This window comes from Cytobacillus sp. C11.1 (assembly GCF_058145115.1).
On sequence record NZ_CM176935.1, the window covers coordinates 3,031,122 to 3,045,556 of the forward strand.

General features: G+C 38.6%; 15 protein-coding genes and 1 pseudogene. 12 read left to right on the forward strand and 4 right to left on the reverse strand.

Annotation, left to right across the window (positions count from 1 at the left end; genetic code table 11):
- The first annotated feature begins 43 nt into the window (after window positions 1–43).
- The 9 genes and pseudogenes from phnM to AC3ZVC_RS15170 all read left to right on the forward strand — a co-directional run bounded on the left by phnM (window position 44) and on the right by AC3ZVC_RS15170 (window position 7,592).
- Window positions 44–1,222, forward strand: coding sequence for a phosphonate metabolism protein PhnM (phnM, locus tag AC3ZVC_RS15130; protein ID WP_490064050.1), 1,179 nt, complete (start codon window positions 44–46; stop codon window positions 1,220–1,222).
- A 42-nt stretch (window positions 1,223–1,264) separates the two neighbouring features.
- Window positions 1,265–1,972 carry a phosphonate C-P lyase system protein PhnL gene (locus AC3ZVC_RS15135; protein WP_490064051.1) on the forward strand — a complete coding sequence of 236 codons (708 nt, stop codon included), beginning with the start codon at window positions 1,265–1,267 and terminating at the stop codon, window positions 1,970–1,972.
- Window positions 1,973–2,087: 115 nt separating this feature from the next.
- On the forward strand, window positions 2,088–3,122 hold the full coding sequence (gene phnD / locus AC3ZVC_RS15140) for a phosphate/phosphite/phosphonate ABC transporter substrate-binding protein (protein WP_490064052.1): 1,035 nt from the start codon (window positions 2,088–2,090) through the stop codon (window positions 3,120–3,122).
- 27 nt (window positions 3,123–3,149) lie between these two features.
- Entirely contained in the window at window positions 3,150–3,938 is a 789-nt protein-coding gene (phnC, locus tag AC3ZVC_RS15145; protein WP_490064053.1) for a phosphonate ABC transporter ATP-binding protein, read from the forward strand.
- Window positions 3,928–4,713, forward strand: a complete 786-nt coding sequence (locus AC3ZVC_RS15150) for a PhnE/PtxC family ABC transporter permease (protein ID WP_490064054.1) — start codon at window positions 3,928–3,930, stop codon at window positions 4,711–4,713. The genes phnC and AC3ZVC_RS15150 overlap by 11 nt, the downstream gene beginning before the upstream one ends.
- Window positions 4,713–5,570, forward strand: a complete 858-nt coding sequence (locus tag AC3ZVC_RS15155) for a PhnE/PtxC family ABC transporter permease (RefSeq protein ID WP_490064055.1) — start codon at window positions 4,713–4,715, stop codon at window positions 5,568–5,570. The genes AC3ZVC_RS15150 and AC3ZVC_RS15155 overlap by 1 nt, the downstream gene beginning before the upstream one ends.
- Before the next feature lie 487 nt (window positions 5,571–6,057).
- Window positions 6,058–6,549, forward strand: a pseudogene (locus tag AC3ZVC_RS15160) (methyl-accepting chemotaxis protein); the annotation flags it as partial.
- Between the two features lie 334 nt (window positions 6,550–6,883).
- A complete protein-coding gene (locus tag AC3ZVC_RS15165) occupies window positions 6,884–7,366 on the forward strand; it encodes a DUF2975 domain-containing protein (RefSeq protein ID WP_490064056.1) in 483 nt (160 codons plus the stop codon).
- Window positions 7,367–7,376: 10 nt separating this feature from the next.
- Window positions 7,377–7,592, forward strand: coding sequence for a helix-turn-helix domain-containing protein (locus AC3ZVC_RS15170; RefSeq protein WP_490064057.1), 216 nt, complete (start codon window positions 7,377–7,379; stop codon window positions 7,590–7,592).
- 770 nt (window positions 7,593–8,362) lie between these two features.
- Here AC3ZVC_RS15170 and AC3ZVC_RS15175 read toward each other — a convergent pair.
- Window positions 8,363–9,103, reverse strand: coding sequence for a YwaF family protein (locus AC3ZVC_RS15175; RefSeq protein WP_490064058.1), 741 nt, complete (start codon window positions 9,101–9,103; stop codon window positions 8,363–8,365).
- 192 nt (window positions 9,104–9,295) lie between these two features.
- Window positions 9,296–10,222, reverse strand: a complete 927-nt coding sequence (locus tag AC3ZVC_RS15180) for a LysR family transcriptional regulator (protein ID WP_490064059.1) — start codon at window positions 10,220–10,222, stop codon at window positions 9,296–9,298.
- A gap of 133 nt (window positions 10,223–10,355) precedes the next feature.
- On the opposite strand from AC3ZVC_RS15180, the gene AC3ZVC_RS15185 reads away from it, so the two are divergent.
- The 3 genes from AC3ZVC_RS15185 to AC3ZVC_RS15195 all read left to right on the forward strand — a co-directional run bounded on the left by AC3ZVC_RS15185 (window position 10,356) and on the right by AC3ZVC_RS15195 (window position 12,485).
- A complete protein-coding gene (locus AC3ZVC_RS15185) occupies window positions 10,356–10,934 on the forward strand; it encodes a LysE family transporter (protein WP_490064060.1) in 579 nt (192 codons plus the stop codon).
- Window positions 10,935–11,174: 240 nt separating this feature from the next.
- The gene (locus AC3ZVC_RS15190; RefSeq protein ID WP_490064061.1) at window positions 11,175–11,978 is read left to right on the forward strand and encodes a metallophosphoesterase; all 804 of its coding nucleotides are present in this window, start codon (window positions 11,175–11,177) and stop codon (window positions 11,976–11,978) included.
- 150 nt (window positions 11,979–12,128) lie between these two features.
- Window positions 12,129–12,485 carry a hotdog domain-containing protein gene (locus AC3ZVC_RS15195; protein WP_490068937.1) on the forward strand — a complete coding sequence of 119 codons (357 nt, stop codon included), beginning with the start codon at window positions 12,129–12,131 and terminating at the stop codon, window positions 12,483–12,485.
- 286 nt (window positions 12,486–12,771) lie between these two features.
- Here the strand turns inward: AC3ZVC_RS15195 and AC3ZVC_RS15200 are convergent, their stop codons facing one another.
- Window positions 12,772–13,359 carry a GNAT family N-acetyltransferase gene (locus AC3ZVC_RS15200; protein WP_490064062.1) on the reverse strand — a complete coding sequence of 196 codons (588 nt, stop codon included), beginning with the start codon at window positions 13,357–13,359 and terminating at the stop codon, window positions 12,772–12,774.
- 340 nt (window positions 13,360–13,699) lie between these two features.
- Window positions 13,700–14,323, reverse strand: coding sequence for a LysE family translocator (locus AC3ZVC_RS15205; RefSeq protein WP_490064063.1), 624 nt, complete (start codon window positions 14,321–14,323; stop codon window positions 13,700–13,702).
- Window positions 14,324–14,435 lie beyond the last annotated feature (112 nt).

The window sequence follows — 14,435 nt, forward strand, 5'->3', positions numbered from 1 at the left end:
TGCCATTGAATTTGAAAGACTATTTCATAAAGGGGGAAGTACTTTGTACGTCATTACAAATGGAAAGCTTATTACAGAGGATACGGTTTTGCAAGGCTATGACCTTATAGTTGAAGAAGACCGAATCAGCCGGATCGCGCCAAAGGGCGAAATGAAGTTTGAAGAAGACATGGAGGTGGTTGATGCAGCAGGAGGCTATGTCACTCCAGGCTTTATCGATATCCATTCGGACTATATTGAACATATGGCAGCACCAAGGCCAACCTCCTTAATGAACTTTAATTTAAGCCTAAGGGAAGCAGAAAAAGAGCTAATATCTCATGGGATTACGACGATGTTCCATTCCCTTTCCCTTTATAAAGAAACAGAATACGCCTATAAGCCAATCCGGGAACCGGAAAATGTCAGAAAGCTTATTGATTTGATAGATGAAACGCATAGTACCAAGCACCTTGTTCGCCATCGTTTTCATGCAAGAATGGAGATTGATAATGTAGAAGAAATCGATAATCTGAAAAGCTATATCAGTGAAAACAAAGTGCATTTAGTTTCCTTCATGGACCATACCCCAGGCCAAGGGCAATATCGTCACCTGGAAGTGTACCGGAACACGGTTAAAAGCTATAACAGTATGAACGATGCTGCCATTGATGTTTTGATTCGCAACCATCAGACAAAGGAGAAGCTGTCATTTGAAGATATGAGGGAAATTGCCCAGCATGCAAAGGAACATAATATCGCGGTTGCCTCCCATGATGATGATAGTTTTGAAAAATTGGATCTCGTACATAGTTTCGGCACGACGATTAGTGAATTCCCGATCACCCAGGAGGTGGCCTACAGGGCGAAGGCGCTTGGCATGTATACGGTAGCCGGTGCACCAAATGTGCTGCTGGGAGGATCTCACAGCGGAAACCTTGGTGCTGCCGAAGCGATTCAAAATGATTCAATTGATATTCTGTGCAGTGACTACTATCCGGCAGCCATGATGCACGCTATTTTCGAGCTCGTCAATTCCAATGGCATGGACCTGGCTGCCATGATTAGACTTGTCACGATCAATCCGGCAAAAGCGGTGCAAATGGACGAAGAAATTGGTTCAATTGAAGTCGGAAAAAAAGCGGACCTGCTGATCATTGAAAAAATTGCCGACGATTTTCCTGTAATCACTGGAGTATTTGTGGACGGAAAGCTGATACAAAAAACGAATTACAGAATTTAATTTTATGCTAGATTACAACATTTGGAGAAAGCAGGTGGATTGGTGGAAAATCTATTGGAAATCAGGGATTTATCTAAATCATTTACCCTTCATAATCTGGGCAAGAATATCCGTGCAGTAAGCAGAATTGAAATCCGGCTGAAGGAAGGAGAATTTATCGGGATTACCGGAAAAAGCGGGAGCGGAAAATCCACGATATTAAAGTGTATTTACGGAACTTACAGACTTCAACAGGGTAGCATCTGGTATAACTCCAATAAGTTCGGTCCAATTAATTTGGCGGATGCATCAAATAGACAGATGATTTACTTGCGTAAGCATGAAATTGGTTATGTGTCACAATTTTTAAATGTCATGCCAAGAACGACGGCTAGGCAGCTTGTGAAGCAAGCCAACCTTGAAATGGGAACGGATCATAGAATGGCAGAATTGGAGACAGAAAAAATTCTTTCCCATTTTGAACTGGATTCGGAGCTTTGGGATAGCTACCCTGCTACATTTTCAGGCGGTGAAAAGCTGAGGCTGAATATTGCAAGGGCGATGGTCAAAAAGCCGAGACTGCTTCTTCTGGATGAACCGACAGCGAGCCTGGATATTGACTCCAAGAGGAAGGTTAAAATTCTCATTGAACAATTAATGAAAGAGGGAACCACAATGCTCGGAATCTTTCATGATCTTGAGTTTATGAACAATTTGATTGACAGGGAATATAACATGCAAAATGGCGCTTTTACATTAACCAGCTTATAATTTACCAATGTTTTACGATTTATCATGATTCCTTATCAGTAGATTAATACTCCTTCGTTATAGTTAGGTCGATGGTTAAATAAATCTTTTTCCAAATAAGAGAGGGGAAAAAATCATGAAGAAAATGGCATTAATGTTACTCTGTATGGCTATGACTTTGGTTTTTGCGGGCTGTTCCTTTACAGCGAATTCGGAACAGGATGATACTTTGACGATTGCGTGGCTTCCAAATGAGTCAGGAGCTGATCTTGTAGAAGCACGTGAAGAAATAGGAAAAATGATAGAAGAAAAAACAGGCAAGAAAGTAGAGCATCAAACCACAACAGATTATATTGTGGCGATTGAAGCCATTGCTAATGGCAACGCAGATATGGCGTTCCTCGGTGCACAAGGATACATAGAGGCACATAACAAAAATGAAAAGGTCCTTCCATTAGTCGTTCCGAGCGGTGAATCAGGCACTTTGGAGGATGCTGTATATTATAGCTGGCTGGCAGTCCAGAAGGAAAATACAGATCAATATAAAATAGGCGACAAGTTTGAGCTTGACAGCATTCAAGGGGAGCGATTCTCGTTTGTGTCAAACAGCTCAACATCAGGATTCAAGGTTCCATCTACAGGCATTACCGATTATTTCAGTGAAAAAGAAGAGTTTAAGAGTTTGACATCAGAGGATTTGCTTGAGGGCGGAGAGGACAAGTTCTTTAGTGAAGTGCTATTTGGAGGATCCCACCAGGGCTCTGCCGTAAACCTATTAAGCGGCAAAGCGGATGTAGCAGCTTTCTGTGATACTTGTGTGAATAATTATGTGGAGTTGGCAGAAGGTGAAGTAAACAAACCTGGCGCTGTATATAAAGTAAAGGAAGATGCTGCTGAGCCGCTTAATACAGTTGCCGGTAAAGAATTCAGCTTAATCTCTGTAACACCTGTTTTAAATGCACCATTTGTCATCAATACAGCCACAGTGAGCGAAGAAGATCAAAAGAAACTGCTTGAAATTATGACATCAGACGATATTGCCAAAAACGAAAAAGTCTTCGTGCCTGAGGAGTCGGAATTTTCCGGTTTATTCAGCAGGAAGTCTGGAAATGAACGTTTAGTGGAAGTGGAAGATGAGTGGTTTAACCCAATCCGTGAGCTTGCAAAATAAATCTATTGGATAAGGAGGGGTTAACACATGGCTGCACTATTGGAAGTCAATCACCTTACAAAACAATTCGGCAAGGATTCAAGAGCATTATCAGATGTGAATTTTTCTGTCCGGGAAGGAGAGTTTGTCTCGATAATCGGGCCATCAGGAGCAGGGAAATCCACACTTCTCCGCTGCATTAACCGAATGATCGATGCAAGCAGCGGTGAGATTCTTTTTCAGGATTTGCATGTAATGGACTTGAAGAAAAAAGAATTAAAGCAGGTCCGTACCAAAATCGGGATGATCTTTCAGCATTATAATTTAGTAAATCGATTATCTGTCATTGAAAATACGCTTCATGGCAAATTGGGAACAAAGTCAACAATAGCTGGCGTTCTTGGGCTATACAGCCAGGAGGAAAAGCAGCAGGCTGTCAAGATTCTCACTGTGCTAGGTTTGAATGAAATGATCTATAAGCGTGCAGACCAATTAAGCGGGGGGCAAAAGCAGCGGGTAGGCATCGCCCGCGCCCTGATCCAAAATCCGCGGATGCTTTTATGCGATGAACCTATTGCATCCCTGGATCCCAATTCAGCCAAGGTCATTATGGATCATTTAAAGAAGGTTTCAACAAGCATGGGGATTACGGTTATCGTGAATCTTCATCAGGTTGATGTGGCAATCAAGTATTCGGATCGAATCATCGGCATTAATAAGGGGCAGGTCGTCTATAATGGACCTGCAGAAAACATGACTTCTGAAGACATTCAGCGCATATATGGTTCGGAAGCAGATGATTTAATCTTTGACATTGGAGGCATCCATGCAGTCTGACCTTTTAGCAAGAAAGAAACGAAATACACTTGCCTACCTTGCCATGCTGGGAGCTGTCACGTTCCTAGCGATCATCATTACGGAATACAATGCTGTAAAAGGTTTCACCTCAGTACCCAAAGCTGTACAATGGGGCCTTGCCAACTTTTACCCGACCGGGGAATCACTGGAGAAGCTTCCGGTGATTCTGGAAAAGCTGAAGGAAACACTCCTCGTTTCCATCGCAGCAACAACGGCAGCTGCTATTTTCTCCATTTTGTTTGCCATTCTCGGTTCCAATACTACAAGGGTCAATGCCTTTTTTGGCGCCATCACAAGAGCGATTGCAGCCGTATTCCGGAATATTGATGTTGCAGCATGGGCGCTGATTTTGCTATTTTCCTTTGGACAAAGCTCTTTAACAGGGTATTTTGCCTTATTCTTTGGATCGTTCGGATTTTTGACAAGAGCCTTTACGGAAACGATTGACGAGGTAAGCGGAGGAGCTGTAGAGGCATTAAAAGCCACTGGGGCTAGCTACTTCTCCATCATCTTTCAATCGGTGATTCCTTCCAGCATTCCGCAATTAATCAGCTGGATCCTATTCATGATTGAGACGAATATCCGCAGCGCGACCTTAATTGGTTTGCTGACCGGTTCCGGAATTGGCTTTACGTTCAACTTGTACTATAAAAGCCTGAATTATGATATCGCGAGTTTGGTTGTGGCTGTGATCATCGCCGCCATATTATGCATTGAGTATGTATCCAATTATGTAAGGAGGGTGATTCTGTAATGGAGGTGAAAGGACAGCTTAATAATGTATCATCGCCAGCTGAACAGTTACTTGGGGAAAGGATAAAAATTAAGCCTGTCAATAAAGCAGCCATTGTAACAAGGCTGACTCTGTTGGTCCTGGCTGTGCTTACGGTGTATGCTTTTTACAGCTTTGATTATAAGGAACTGGATTTAACAAAAGCACTCCTGGCGACCTTTGCCAATCTGAAAGTCATATTCCTAGAGCCGCATATCGAACATTTTTCCTTTGCCCATGCCCTTTATCAAGTCTTTGTTACACTGGGTCTGGCCTTCTTGACCACTTTGTTTGGAGCGATTATCGCAGTCCTTTTTGGCCTGCTGGCAGCGGAAAACCTTTCTTCGAAACGGATTTCGATGATGATAAAGGGAATGGTTGCTTTTATTAGAGCGGTGCCAACGGTCCTTTGGGTGTTAATTTTCGCGGTTGCTGCCGGACTTGGAAGTACTGCAGCTGTAATAGGCATGACCTTTCACTCCATCGGCTACCTGATTAAGGCTTATTCTGAGTCATTTGAAGAACTGGATAGGGGAGTCATCGAAGCGCTGCAGGCAAGCGGAGCAAACTGGTGGCAAATTGTCTTTCAGGCTGTTATTCCGTCCTCCATTACTTACATGATCTCCTGGACATTTCTTCGCTTTGAGATCAATTTCGCGGTAGCAGTCGCCATGGGTGCTGCAGCAGGAGCAGGGGGAATCGGGTATGACATGTTTATGGCTAGCAGCTTCTATCTTGATATGAGGGAGATCGGAGCGATTACGTACTTTATCCTGGCTGTGGCCATTCTTCTGGAAGTATTCGCAACGAGAATTAAGAGAAAATTGAGGACTGCATAGGAAAACTGTACAAACTTTACTTAGGATCAGGTGCTTATGTGCCTGATCTTTTCATAACCCTATAGTTATATGAGGGTCCCAAAAGAATCATGTAGAAATTTTAAACGATAATTGAACAAAATCATTCTTTGATAAGGTAGGGAAAGGGTTCTCTTCACTTGGTAAAATGCCATGCAAAAAGCTATCCTTAGAAGAGGATAGCTTTTTACACTCGTAGGTTATGACGTTTTCCGACGCCCCTTATAATATTTGCTGCATTCCACGAATTTATTTCACTTCAGTATCCAGTTTTTTTAGGGGGAAATTTGTTAAATTTGCCTGTTGATATCCGCTGCAGGCTGTGTTGGCAACACGTAATTTCTAATACCAAAGATTGAGCTTTATGAAACAAATACGGATAGCGACTCCTATAAATTTATACCAGTTTTGTTCTCTATCATATTAGATAAAGGCCTTTTAAGTTAGAAAAAATTAACTCTTTTTAAATACTTCCATTGAGGCTGCTCGTGCGAGGGAAGCCGGCAAAGGATTTGTTGTTGCCGGTGAAGTCCGGAATCTGGCTGAGCAGTCAGCAACAGCTGCAGAGGAAATAACTTATGCGATTAAAAATATGGAGAGTATCACGGTAGAGGCTTCGGAAGAGTTTAATCAAATCCATATGAAAATAAAGGGCAATCTAGTCATAGCAAGTGAGTCGAAAAATTCTTTTGATGAGCTAATGAATGAGATTTCAGTTGTTAGCAGTAAGCTCCTATCCATGCAGTCTGAGCTGGAAAACCTGGAGCAATTGCTGCCACATCTGGAACAAGGTGCAGATCAATTTTCTTCCGTTTCCCAAGAAACATTGGCCAGTGTGGAAGAAATGCTTGCTTCGAGTGTTATTCAATCGAAACAAATAGAAAATACCAACGAGATAGGAATCAAGTTAAATTTACTAGCTAACTCATTGTCTGAAATGACAAGGCAGTATAAGGTGTAGGGCAGGAAACAACCTGAATTTGAAATCTACAATTCTTTCAAATCTTAAAAGCATTAATAAAAGGTAACTCGGGCTGCCAGAATGATCGGTGTAGCATGCAGTTTTCTAATTTTACTAACAGCATAAATAGCTTTAGAGTGCGGTCCGATTATCTTTCCAAAATCGGGCCATTTTCTTGAACAAAGGTTATTAAGGTAATGCTTTTTATCTTGTCTAAATATCAAAGGGATATTTACATATCAATAAAAAATTAATTATAATCAGTAATTATTTATTGAAAAACGATAAAACATATATTAAAATCAATGTATAATAAATAGGTGAGGTGCTTTTTATGAAACAAGGAACTACACTCTTTTTAAAGATAGCTGTTATTCTTATAGGAATTCCGATTCTTGCTTTGTGTATATTTTTGGTGCCTGAGATAGGGGATGTTTCAGCACAATTGCTTCCGGGATTTGCTTTTATAAAATATCTCGCTTCCATCATTTTTTATGCGTCAGCGATCCCTTTTTACTTTGCTTTGTATCAGGCTTTTAAACTTTTACGCTATATTGACAAAAACAAAGCCTTCTCCGAATTATCTGTAAAATCTTTAAAGAAGATCAAATACTGTGCAATTACAATCAGCAGTTTGCATGTGCTAGTACTGCCGCTCTTCTATCTCTTTGCGGAGAAAGACGATGCCCCAGGTGTCATCTTTGTCGGATTGGTTGTTCCTTTTGCTTCGATGGTTATCGCTGTTTTTGCTGCTGTTCTTCAAAAACTGTTAAAAGAAGCGATTGATATAAAATCAGAAAATGACTTAACGGTTTGAGGTGAAAACAATGGCAATTATTATCAATATTGATGTGATGCTGGCTAAGAGGAAAATGAGCGTAACAGAACTTTCGGAGAGGGTTGGAATCACAATGGCTAACCTCTCTATATTGAAAAACGGAAAGGCAAAAGCCATTAGGCTTTCAACTTTAGAGGGAATTTGCAAAGCATTAGAATGTCAGCCGGGAGATATTTTAGAATACCAAAGTGATGAAGACACCTAAGATGAGTATAGTAGTTTAAGGGGAAAAACCACCAGGGTAGATGCCGGCCAATTTTTATAACTGTCAAGAACCCTCTTTTAAAAAGTCGGATCCTTAGCATAATTCAACTTGTTGAAGTTCACCTATTGTAAGAGAAGGACTAAGAGTAATATGATAAACTTAGACAATTTCATTAACTTACAGTAAAAGGGTGGTTTATTGAAGAAGCTCTCTATATTTTGGGTCATGAGTTTTCTATTTTCATTTCTTGGTTTTTATCTTATAGAAAATATGTTCACGATTAAACCTGATGTCATTTCAGGTAATGGCAATCTGGGTATTTTGGTTATCATGTTGTTCTCACCTATCTTTATCTCGAGTTATTTCTTTACTTATAAGCTCGCAAAAGAACAATCATACAACTCTAGGAATAGGAAAATAACAGCGGTTATTTTATCAGTGTCACTCTTATGCTGTGCATTATTGGTATTCCCAATCGTAAATTATACAAATGAACTTGTATCTGCTTTGGGAGGAACACCCGCTGAACCTGACTCTAGAATTTATCGCTTTGGCTGGTTTAATCAGTATACCAATAGTCTATTTTTTAATGTTTATACTTTTTTACTGAGCCATCTTACAGCTGTGATCATTGGTATTCTAATCTCGTTTAGGAAAAATTTATAAGATAGTGCAGAGTAAGCTGCCAATACAGGCGGCTTTTTCTTTTTATATTTAGCTCTGTTAAAATTATTTTTATTAGCAGATTCATGAGTCTTTCATAATCAAAATCAGGCGTTATAATTAATATTCGAACTTTCCTTTTGCCTTTTTTTAGATTTTCGAAAGATTAGCCATACGATTGAACACAAAATAATTAACAGACCTTCAAGGGAAAAGATATACCAGGGATAAGGACCGAGAATATCATATAAACTTGGGCTATCAGGTTTGTGACGCAAAAACCAATAGTTTCCATTTGCCTGCTTATTAACGAACAGGATAAAGGGCAAGAGCAGATTGAGAAAGACAATTAGTTTAATAACAGATTTGAAAGAAGGCATGTATCCTTTCACCCACGTAAAATATAAGGCTACCCATACAACCATCATATGTGCAAGGAAAAAGTGAAAAAACCGAAAATGGGGAAAACCGTATGTTAATGCAGGAGTAACGATAGCCTGGGTGGCACCCAAAATGGCAATAAAAAATAGTATTTCAAAGACTAATTTATTTCCGGTAAATAATAAAATGACACTTAAAATAAGACCTATATTACACAATTCCAAAGGCAAGGAACGACTTGTTTTCCAGAGTCCATTCTCAAACATCCACAGGTGATAGGTTATCTCAAATAAAATTAGGAAAAATGCTAACGCTATTTCAGCTTTTCTCCATTTCTGATTATTGAATGTTTCCCGTTTTAGGAAAATAACGAACGTATTTAAAAGAAAGATAGCCAGTATAACAAAATGACTGCCAGAAAACATTTGAAAATCAAATGTTTTATTGCTTAGACCAAACCAATCCATTATACACAGCCCCTTCGTGATTCCTTAATATGTACAGCACTGAAAAAAGGCAGGAAAGGACAATACCACTCCTTTTCATTGATACATTAGTGTATGTTTGAATAAATTTTTTGGTATTGATCACATACAAAAGGAAAAGCCAAATTTCTCTTTTGTGAAATTTGGCTTTTCTTTTTATGATTTTGATTACCTTTAATAGGCAACTTCTGTTTCTTTATTTTGTGCAGGTTTTTCTTTTTCCGTTTCATTAATCGATTCTAAAGCAAGTTCCACGAAAGCTTCTACCGCAGGCGAGAGCCACTTTTTCTGTTTAATTAGCATATGGGAGTACATAGGTTCGAATTTTTCAGAATGAGTTAGAATTTTTAATTTGCCGATCTCTATTTCTTCTTTAACTGTCATATATGGCAGGGCAGCAAATCCAAGTCCGCTCATGACAATCTGTTTAATGGCGCCGATACTCCATAGCTCCATTGTTTGAAGATGGTTTATGCCATTCTTTAAAAGAAATCTTTCAAACATTGAACGATAACTGCAGCCTTCTTCATTTGTGATGAAAAAGTGCCTAGAGTTTTTGTTTTTATATTCATCAAAATGGTCAGGACCGTCGTTCCCGCTCACAAGGACGATTTCTTCCTCAACTAATGAATAATGAATGCACTTTTCAGGTTTTATTTCCGGGTAGACCATAAATGCAACATCAGCCCGTCCGCTTATTAAGTCTATTTGGTTTTGCCCGCATGTACCGTTGGATAAGATTAATTTAACGTGAGGATATTTTAAGCAATATTCCTTTATTATTGGACCTAGCCTGGAGATGGTTAAAGACTCTGGTGCAGCCACTTTTAGCAGCCCCTTAACCTCCTGTGTGCTTCGCATGTTCTGGATTTGTTCATGGGTAGAAAGTAAATCCTCCGCCAAGGGTATTAATTCTTTGCCCAAATGAGTAAGCTGTAAATTCCGACTTACATAAGTAAAAAGCTCCCCGCCAATTTCCTGTTCGAGTGCCTGTATATGAGAGGTTAAAGTAGATTGAGTATAACCCAGCTTCGAAGCGGCCCCTGTATAACATCCTATTTCTACAATAGCCTGAAACGTTATAAGGTGTCTAATTTCCATGTCGTTTCTCCTTTATGTGCAGGATGTATCGAAAAAAATGATAATGATTTTTTTAATTTCAATTTTATTTATAGTTAATATCATCATACAATAAAGGCTGTTCGACAGTAAATTAGTAAATGAAGGTGAGTCTATGAGTTTAATAGCGTTTCTTTCGTATGTGATCATAACATCTATCACACCGGGACCAAGTAACATCTTAATGATGAATGAAGCCAGGAGGTTTGGCTTTTTAGGGTCGTGGAAGTTTATGGCTGGCATCCTGGCAGGATTTGCGGTGCTTGGAATTATGAGTGGTTTATTTACCACGGGTCTATATAATTTAATTCCGGTAATAGAGCCATATTTTAAAGTAGCCGGTGCCGTATATCTGCTCTATTTGGCCTGGCAGGTGGGTTTGCCAAAAAGTTCCGGGGAGACTTATAAGGATGTGAAATCTTCCTTTTTATCCGGTTTTATCTTTCAAATGATCAATGTCAAAAGCATATTGTTCTTTTTAACCGTGATGAGCGCATTTATTCTGCCGTTCAATTATTCTATAAAATCCATTGTCATCTACTTAACTTTAGCCATTTTTCTTGGCTGGTTAGCCTTGCTTTTGTGGTCAGGGTTTGGCTCGCTGTTTAAAAACCTTTATGCCAAATATGATAAGTCATTTCGTTTAATTATGTGTTTGTTATTGATTTACTCTGGGGTTACGATTTTTCTGTGATAACCAATTAGCTTATTTTAATAGAACCACTACACCTGCCAGGTGCAAGAGGTTAAAAACGGTGGCTGCTTCGGCAGCTTTTTTTCACTTGCGAATGGCTACTGAAAGAAGGAAATGTTCTTTTTTGATGGAATAACTACTCTAAGACAAACAGTGTACCTGTGATCTAAATTACTTACCAATAATAAGAATCTATTGTTATTAGCATATTCGTCTAAATATAGGAAAAGGTGGGATCGCATGAAAATTGCTGTATTGTCAGATATTCATGAAGGTTTAAATCGCAAAAAAACAGAGACTGATCTATTGGCAGCCTTACAAAAATGGATGACTGTCCATTCACCGGATGTGTTTATTATTAGCGGCGATATGACCGCTGGACCTGAAAAAAGCCTTGCTCTATTAAATCAACTGCAAAGTGAATCTCCGCAAACAAGGTTATTATTTGTGCATGGAAACCATGATATCTATCATAAAGATTCGGAAGAGGCTTACCAAATACTTCTTGAGTTCCAAGGAAACCTTGGGAATGGTCCAGTTGAATTAGACGATAAATGGGTTATTATTGGCGATGGCGGCTGGTATGATTACACTTTTGGAATCGAGGGATTTACGAAAGAACAATTTCATAATGGCACATTCAATGCATTTACATGGCCAGATAAAACATATGCGCACTGGATGGGGCATGATACAGATGTAAATGAACGTTATATTATAAAATTAGAAAACTGGTTAAGCGAATACAGAGGAAGAAAAATCATCATGGTAACGCATGTTGTTCCTTTCTCAAAGTATGTATTATGCAAGAACGATCCCAGCTGGGACTTTTTCAACGCGATGATGGGCAGTGAACGATTTGGGGAATTGGCTGTGAAATATGGTGTTGAAAAATATATTTTTGGGCACGTTCATACCCGTTACCGGGAAAAATATAAAGGGATTGAGATGATATGCAATCCATTGGGCTACTATCCACATGAATGGAACTTCAAATCTGCTGAGGCTGAAATCTTCTCATCTATTAAAATTATTAATATTTAATAGGTCATTACGGGGAATGATTAACAGCTTGTTCCCCATAGGGCAATTGGTATTTGTGGTTGGTTAACGGTGCAGTTTGGATGAGGAATGAGTGTTTTAGGGTTAGAACAAGCACATGGGGGGATTTATTTGTCATTAAAAGCAGGAGATATGATTACGTTTGAACGGAGTTTTACTGTCAGAGATGTTGAATTATTCACAGAATTCTCAGGTGATGAAGGGGTTCATCATCTAAAACCGGATGAACAGGGAAGGCTTGTTGTTCAAGGGCTATTAACGGCAACTCTGCCAACTAAAGTAGGCGGAGATCATAACGTATTGGCCCGTACGATGAATTTTGAGTTTTTAAGACCGGTTTTTACAGGAGATACAATTGTTTGTGAAGTAACAATTGAGAAATTTGAAAAGCAAGATCATAATAGAACAAGCATTATGGCATCTTTCGTTGGCACGAATCAGAATGAGAAACACGTATTGAGGGGAAGCTTTGCGGGAGTAATAAAGTAACTAAGATGATTTCTATAACTAAGGGCTGCAGGGGTCGGCTTAATTTTTTACTGACGGGTTAGGCTAGTCCATCAGGGCATAATACCATTGGGTTACAATTAACGGGTTCGGTTTTGAAGTACAAAATTCGAAATAACAGTGCTTTTCGAATAGTAATTCGCATTAGAATAATCAAGCGAATTTGGTAATTAGTTTCGCAAAGAAAAATGCTTGGAGCATACGACTCCAAGCATTTGTTATACCAATCTTTAGTGAAAATAAGCCCCCTATAGCTTAACAACAAACACTACTGTTTTTTCTTCCACTCTGACTTAATCAGTATATAGTGATTATAACGTTCATTTTCTATCGTCTGTTGACCTCGATAGGTAAATTCACATTTTTTAATCACTTTATTTGATGAGACGTTGTTAATTAAAGCTACTGCGTTAAGGATTTCTACATTTGTATTTGTAAACAAATAGTCAATCAAACCCATAGACGCTTTAGTTGCGTAACCCTTCAATTGATATTCATTTGAAATGGCATACATAATTTCTCTATTCGGTGCAGGAAGCTCTTCTTTTATACCCGTACAGCACCAGCCAATGAATTCATTCGTTTCCTTAATAAATACTCCTAGTTTTAAAACATGACCTTCTATGTTGGTTGTTTTTGCAGCTGCATCAAGAAATGCTTTATTTGCTGGTATTTCGTAATTGGTGACCCAATTTACCCTTTGTTCTTTGGTTGATTTCCAGTCAGGCAAAAAATTAAATATTTCTGGTTGATTTGATATTCTGTATATATTAATTGCATCTTCAATTGAAAACTCTTGAAGATAAATATCTTCGCAATCTATTCTAAATAATCCTTCTGATGTCTTATGTTTCATAACTTTTCCCCTTGTAAGTCCTATTTTTATTACATCCTCTATAAGGCAACCTTATTCCATCAACCTGCTCAATAGTTGAATAAGTTCTCGTTTGATTTTAACATAAATACCCAATTAACCTTTTTATGTATTTCATCACATAATAACTGGATATAAATTTGCACGATGATAAAAACTTCTGTCAGCCTGTCAAAATGGGTGCGAATTCACCTTAATTTTTATTTTATCCTTCTATTTCAACAAAAATTAGCAGTCCAATTTAGTTGTTAATTGGACTGCTAATTTCGTTTTTGTACTCGGAAACCGAACTCGCTAGGTTACAATTCCAATGTTTTTTTCCTTAATGCTGTTTACCTAAGGCCAACTTTAATCCAAATCCGATTAAGACAAGACCTGTTGCTTTATCCATTACAGCCTGGACCTTGGGAGACATGAGCCATTCACGCAAATAGTTAATGAAAAAGACGTAAAGAAAAAACCAGGTGATGGATAATAGCGTATAAATTACACCCATCATAATAAGCTGCCCAGTTGTGTCCGCTCCTGTTTTCACAAATTGGGGCAAAAAGGTTAAGAAGAACATGGCAACCTTGGGATTCAGCACATTGGAGAAAAGGCCTTGCTTAAAGGCTGACTTTTTTATTTCAGAATATTCATTATTATCAACATTGGCCGCTTTCTTCTTTTTCCTTGTGATGAAAGAGGATACTCCTAGGTAGATCAAATAAATGGCACCAGCATATTTAACGATTTCAAAAGCAGCAGCAGACTGCATTAAAATAGCTGAAAGACCAAACGCAGCCGCAAATGTATGCACCAATGAGCCAGTTGTAATCCCAAAAGCCATTTTATAGCCATCGATTCTTCCATCTGAAATAGTCCTTTTGGTGATAAGGGCAGTATCGATGCCTGGGCTCATGACAACAAATAATGAAAGGATTAAAAATGTAAAGAAATCATTCATTTTCTTCACTCCTGTCTGACATGTAATAGGTAATCTGATAAAATAAAATTAAAAAATATTAAATATAGTTTAACATAAGTGTATGATAAATTGTTTAATTAAATTTAATTAT

Bases quoted from the DNA above. Each gene is read 5' to 3' on its own strand.
- phnD (WP_490064052.1), top strand. From the start codon at position 2,088: ATGAAGAAAATGGCATTAATGTTACTCTGTATGGCTATGACTTTGGTT.
- phnC (WP_490064053.1), top strand. From the start codon at position 3,150: ATGGCTGCACTATTGGAAGTCAATCACCTTACAAAACAATTCGGCAAG.
- AC3ZVC_RS15150 (WP_490064054.1), top strand. From the start codon at position 3,928: ATGCAGTCTGACCTTTTAGCAAGAAAGAAACGAAATACACTTGCCTAC.
- AC3ZVC_RS15155 (WP_490064055.1), top strand. From the start codon at position 4,713: ATGGAGGTGAAAGGACAGCTTAATAATGTATCATCGCCAGCTGAACAG.
- AC3ZVC_RS15165 (WP_490064056.1), top strand. From the start codon at position 6,884: ATGAAACAAGGAACTACACTCTTTTTAAAGATAGCTGTTATTCTTATA.
- AC3ZVC_RS15170 (WP_490064057.1), top strand. From the start codon at position 7,377: ATGGCAATTATTATCAATATTGATGTGATGCTGGCTAAGAGGAAAATG.
- AC3ZVC_RS15175 (WP_490064058.1), bottom strand. From the start codon at position 9,103: ATGGATTGGTTTGGTCTAAGCAATAAAACATTTGATTTTCAAATGTTT.
- AC3ZVC_RS15180 (WP_490064059.1), bottom strand. From the start codon at position 10,222: ATGGAAATTAGACACCTTATAACGTTTCAGGCTATTGTAGAAATAGGA.
- AC3ZVC_RS15185 (WP_490064060.1), top strand. From the start codon at position 10,356: ATGAGTTTAATAGCGTTTCTTTCGTATGTGATCATAACATCTATCACA.
- AC3ZVC_RS15190 (WP_490064061.1), top strand. From the start codon at position 11,175: ATGAAAATTGCTGTATTGTCAGATATTCATGAAGGTTTAAATCGCAAA.
- AC3ZVC_RS15195 (WP_490068937.1), top strand. From the start codon at position 12,129: ATGATTACGTTTGAACGGAGTTTTACTGTCAGAGATGTTGAATTATTC.
- AC3ZVC_RS15200 (WP_490064062.1), bottom strand. From the start codon at position 13,359: ATGAAACATAAGACATCAGAAGGATTATTTAGAATAGATTGCGAAGAT.
- AC3ZVC_RS15205 (WP_490064063.1), bottom strand. From the start codon at position 14,323: ATGAATGATTTCTTTACATTTTTAATCCTTTCATTATTTGTTGTCATG.